The organism is Hydrocoleum sp. CS-953, assembly GCF_002260545.1.
In the GTDB taxonomy this organism is placed as follows: domain Bacteria; phylum Cyanobacteriota; class Cyanobacteriia; order Cyanobacteriales; family Microcoleaceae; genus Trichodesmium.
In genome coordinates this window covers 1-4,740 of the sequence record NZ_LGSU01000802.1, presented here as the reverse complement: position 1 = coordinate 4,740, position 4,740 = coordinate 1, and the positions used below count along the sequence as shown (strand labels likewise).

General features: G+C 34.7%; 4 protein-coding genes. 3 read left to right on the top strand and 1 reads right to left on the bottom strand.

The annotated features are described in order from the left end of the window. Nucleotides 1-179: 179 nt before the first annotated feature. The gene (glgX, locus tag AFK68_RS10025; RefSeq protein WP_094672582.1) at nucleotides 180-2,303 is read right to left on the bottom strand and encodes a glycogen debranching protein GlgX; all 2,124 of its coding nucleotides are present in this window, start codon (nucleotides 2,301-2,303) and stop codon (nucleotides 180-182) included. A gap of 584 nt (nucleotides 2,304-2,887) precedes the next feature. Between glgX and AFK68_RS10020 the strand changes: the two genes are divergently transcribed. The 3 genes from AFK68_RS10020 to AFK68_RS44730 all read left to right on the top strand — a co-directional run bounded on the left by AFK68_RS10020 (nucleotide 2,888) and on the right by AFK68_RS44730 (nucleotide 4,367). Then, nucleotides 2,888-3,247, top strand: a complete 360-nt coding sequence (locus AFK68_RS10020) for a transposase (protein ID WP_256386528.1) — start codon at nucleotides 2,888-2,890, stop codon at nucleotides 3,245-3,247. Between the two features lie 61 nt (nucleotides 3,248-3,308). Beyond that, nucleotides 3,309-3,650 carry a 4-Cys prefix domain-containing protein gene (locus AFK68_RS44735; protein ID WP_371357311.1) on the top strand — a complete coding sequence of 114 codons (342 nt, stop codon included), beginning with the start codon at nucleotides 3,309-3,311 and terminating at the stop codon, nucleotides 3,648-3,650. A 12-nt stretch (nucleotides 3,651-3,662) separates the two neighbouring features. Further along, nucleotides 3,663-4,367 carry a protein kinase gene (locus tag AFK68_RS44730; protein WP_371357312.1) on the top strand — a complete coding sequence of 235 codons (705 nt, stop codon included), beginning with the start codon at nucleotides 3,663-3,665 and terminating at the stop codon, nucleotides 4,365-4,367. Nucleotides 4,368-4,740 lie beyond the last annotated feature (373 nt).

Below are 4,740 nucleotides of genomic sequence, written 5' to 3'. Positions count from 1 at the left end.
CCCCAGAGGGTAAAAACCCTCCGAAAACCCTAAAAGGGATAGGTAAATAAGTAGACAAAATTATTTGTATATAAATTTGTTTTTTATCCTTTGATAGATATGACAGAGCAATCAAAAATGCACAATTAATTTTGTCCTGGTACTTAATTATCAATTATCCATTATCAATTATCCATTAATTACAAACGCCTTAAAACAACAATTGAACGTTCCATAACAGGAATAAGAACTTCACCTTGATATTGCTTACCATTCTCCACAAAACGAGACTTACTCGTATCAACAGTAACCACCCAATTTCTATCTTGAAACTTAGGAGGAATTGTAAACTCTATCAATTCATAATGAGCGTTAAAAAAAATCATAAAACAATCATCAACAATCCTTTCCCCACGCTCGCCACTAGCAGGAATTTCTTCTCCATTTAAAAAAATACCAACAGCTTTAGCAAAATCAATATTCCATTGTTCCTCAGTCATTTCTCCACCATCAGGATTATACCAACCTATATCATTCACATCCGAACCATGAATTGCACGACCTTGAAACCATTTACGTCTATGAAATACCGGATGTTGACAACGGAAATAAATTAACTGTCGAGTAAAATCTAATAAATTTGAATTTTCTACTTGTAAATTCCAATCCAACCAAGAAATTTCATTATCCTGACAATAAGCATTATTATTACCCTTTTGCGTCCGCCCAAATTCATCTCCACCTAATAACATAGGTACGCCTTGAGACAACATTAAAGTGACTAAAAAATTACGCCTTTGACGATTTCTTAAAATAAGTATATCTGTGTCGTCAGTTTCTCCTTCCTCTTCGCAATTCCAAGAACGATTATGTTCTTCTCCATCATTATTATCTTCACCATTTGCTTCGTTATGTTTTTCGTTATAACTAACTAAATCATTCAAAGTAAAACCATCATGGGCAGTTACAAAATTAATACTCGCATGAGGCAATCTACCATTAGAAGCATATAAATCAGAACTACCCGTAAAACGATAAGCAAATTCAGCTAATGTTTCCTCTTCCCCTCGCCAAAAATCTCTAACTGCATCTCTATATTTACCATTCCATTCCGACCACAATAGAGGAAAATTACCAACTTGATAACCACCTTCTCCAACATCCCAAGGTTCAGCAATTAATTTCACATTAGAAATAACCGGGTCTTGATGAACAATATCAAAGAAAGCTGCCAAACTATCCACTTCATATAATTCTCGCGCCAAAGCTGAAGCCAAATCGAATCTAAAACCATCAACGTGCATTTCCGTCACCCAGTAACGTAGACTATCCATAATTAACTTCAATACCTGGGGGTGACGAACATTGAGAGAATTACCACAACCAGTAAAATCCATATAGTAGCGGGGGTCATCTTCTACCAGACGGTAATAAGCAGCATTATCAATACCTCTGAAGGATAAAGTTGGACCGAAATGATTACCTTCTCCAGTATGGTTATAAACCACATCCAATATCACCTCAATACCAGCCTTATGCAGAGCCTTGACCATTTTTTTAAATTCTTTAACTTGTTCCCCTGCCCTACCACTAGAACTATAACCACTGTAGGGAGCAAAATAATTAATAGAATCATAACCCCAGTAATTAGATAATTCCTTATCAACTAAATGTCCTGGGTATCGAAGAAAGTGATGTACTGGCATTAACTCTACCGCCGTAATGCCTAAAGACTGAAGATAAGCGATCGCCGTTGGATGTGCTAACCCCGCATAAGTACCCCTAAGATTTTCTGGAATATCAGGATGTAGTTTAGTAAACCCTCTGGGATGAATTTCATAAATTATTGTTTCGTGGTTGGGAATATTTAATAGTTGGTCATCTCCCCAATCAAACCTTTCATCAATCACCACAGATTTTGGCATTAGATGAGCATCATCATCCAAGGTGCAGGCTAAATCTTTTTCTGGATTATCCCAAGAATAGGCAAATATTTCTTCACCATAAACTATATCCCCATCAATTGCTTTTGCGTAAGGGTCAATTAATAGTTTATGAGGATTAAAACGATGCCCTTGGGATGGTTCGTAGGGACCATGTACTCGAAATCCATATCTTTGACCTGGACTTATACCTGGTACATAGCCATGCCAGACAAAGTTACTAACTTCTGTCAGAGCTAGTCGTGTTTCTTTGTTTTCCTTGTCAAATAGGCAAAGTTCTACGCTAGTAGCATTTTCAGAGAATATAGTGAAGTTAGTGCCTTTGCCATCCCAGGATGATCCTAGGGGATATGGTTTTCCAGGCCAAAGAGGTACATACATAAATAAACCGAGAATTCTTCAGAATTAGAGGACTATTTTGGTAGTTATAGCTTAATGGTAGTTTAGCAAAGTATTGGTTTTTCTAATCTGTTTTGTGAAACTTATCTGAATCAGGACTTATGGCAAAAAGCTATATATAGCAATCAGGAATCAGATGTGAGATTTTAGTGGTATTAGGAGTCAGGATTCAGGAGCCAGAAGATCAAAGGATTTTGATTGATATTAATTGTTCTTAAATATCTCACAGGTCACAACTGATTGCTATAGCAATTCTAAATAGGTTGTAATATTTCATCTTAGAGGTTTTGTGTCTAAACCCAAGAAAAAGAGGAATTTGGTTTCCAAATCCCTATAGTTTTTTTCACAAATCATTTAGGATTAGTATATTAAGTACGATAAATTGTTTTAAATTCATTCCTATAAGTACGCGAGCAAGATGCTCACACTGGGTGGAAAAAATCACCATCAAAATTATGAGTAAATATTCTGAATTTCAATTTATATAACCTGCTTATTTCATCACATTTGTCACCTGGTAAAGATTAGAATTAACTCCATAATCACGATAAATTGTTTTAAATTCATTGCTATTTTTTCACCAACAAAGATATCAAATTTTTAGCGTGGTAATTATGCCAGACCATGTACATTGTTTAATCGTCCCTTTTCTGAAAAAAGAGTCAGAATATTCGTCAATAGGAAGTATTCTGCACAGTATTAAAGGCTATAGTCCCAAGCAAATTCATAAAGTTATGAATCATATAGGCAAAGTTTGGCAAGATGGGCGACACGAGAGATTAATTAAAAGTCAAAAAGAAATGATAGACGTCTGGAAATACATCAGACAAAATCCAGTAAAAGCTGAATTAGTACATCAACCAGAAGAATATCCTTTTTTCTGGGAATTATACAGAAATTTATCCCCATATTTTCAGAATAATTAAAATTCTCATTCAGAGCTTCCAGCTCACCAGAATCTTATTCAAATTTCTAATAGGTACTGAAATGACTCAATGTTTAAATCCTGACTGTTTAAAATTCAACCCACCAGAAACAATATTCTGTCAAAGCTGTGGTGAAAAATTAGTTTTAGCCGAACGTTATCGCGCTTTAAAAATTATCGGGGAAGGAGGTTTTGGCAGAACTTTTCAAGCCGTATATGAATATAAATATTCAAAACCTTTTTGCGTAATTAAACAATTTTTTACTCAAGCACAAGGAACTAAAAATTTATCAAAAGCTGTAGAATTATTTGCTCAAGAAGCTAAACGTTTGGATGGTTTAGGTAGATATCCAAAAATTCCCGAACTTTTAGCATATTTTACTCAGGATAATCGACATTATTGAGTACGATAATTTATCGACGGGCAAAATTTACAGCAAGAGTTAGAAGAGTCGGAAGCTTTTAATGAAAGTCAAATTTTGGAGTTGTTAAAAAGTTTATTACCTGTGTTGGAATTTATTCATTCTCAGCAGGTAATTCATCGAGATATTAAACCAGAGAATATTATTAGGAGAAAGAATAATAATCAATTAATATTGGTAGATTTCGGGGCAGCTAAATATGCCACAAAGACTGGTTTAGGTGTGACGGGAACTGTTATAGGTTATGCCGGATATGCTGCACCAGAACAATCAGTAGGAAAAGCAACTTTTGCTAGCGATATTTATAGTTTGGGTGTGACTTGTATTCATTTATTAACTGGAGTGGAACCTTTTGAGTTATTTGATGTGAGTGAAAATGATTGGGTATGGCGAGATTATTTACAGTCAAGTGTGAGTGATGAAATTGGAAAAATCTTGGATAAAATGATTGTCGGAGCGACTAAGAAAAGGTTTGAAAATGTAGGAGAAATTTTGTCTCTGATTCAGCCTACCTCTCAAAGAAAAAAACGGTCTCTAGAGCTACCAAAAATCCGAAGATATTTAGCTTGCATTTTCACAAAAATCCAGATACAATTTATTTATTGGTTGTTACTCGCATATACGCATGACTATTTAATCAATATAAAAAAAGTATTTTTCAGACTAATCACAATCAGAGCGCTCGCTACCCAAAGCTAGATTACCGCTAATAATTCTGTGAAGCTTCTGAAAAAAATCAACCCCTGATAAATTTTTCCATATTCCTATCTTTTGAGTTCCAATCATATCTAAATTTCTAGAGGCGATCGCCATCCACACCCACTCCCCAAAATATTCATTCTCTGAGAGCTACCTGAAAAAAATCCTTTGCGCCACCAATTTTTGGCTTGCACTCACCAAAAAATTCTGATACAATTTATTTATTTTGGTCAATTCTCCCATTTATATGACTATTTATTCAATAAAACAAATAAAATAATTTTTCATAAATCAGTTCAGTAGGGGCGGGTTATAGTTTAAGTTAACAAGTTTTAACATTAAATCAGATGAAGCCGCCCCAATCATATAATGT

Excerpts from the sequence above, each read along its gene's own strand:
- glgX (WP_094672582.1), bottom strand. The coding sequence starts at position 2,303 with ATGTATGTACCTCTTTGGCCTGGAAAACCATATCCCCTAGGATCATCC.
- AFK68_RS44735 (WP_371357311.1), top strand. The coding sequence starts at position 3,309 with ATGACTCAATGTTTAAATCCTGACTGTTTAAAATTCAACCCACCAGAA.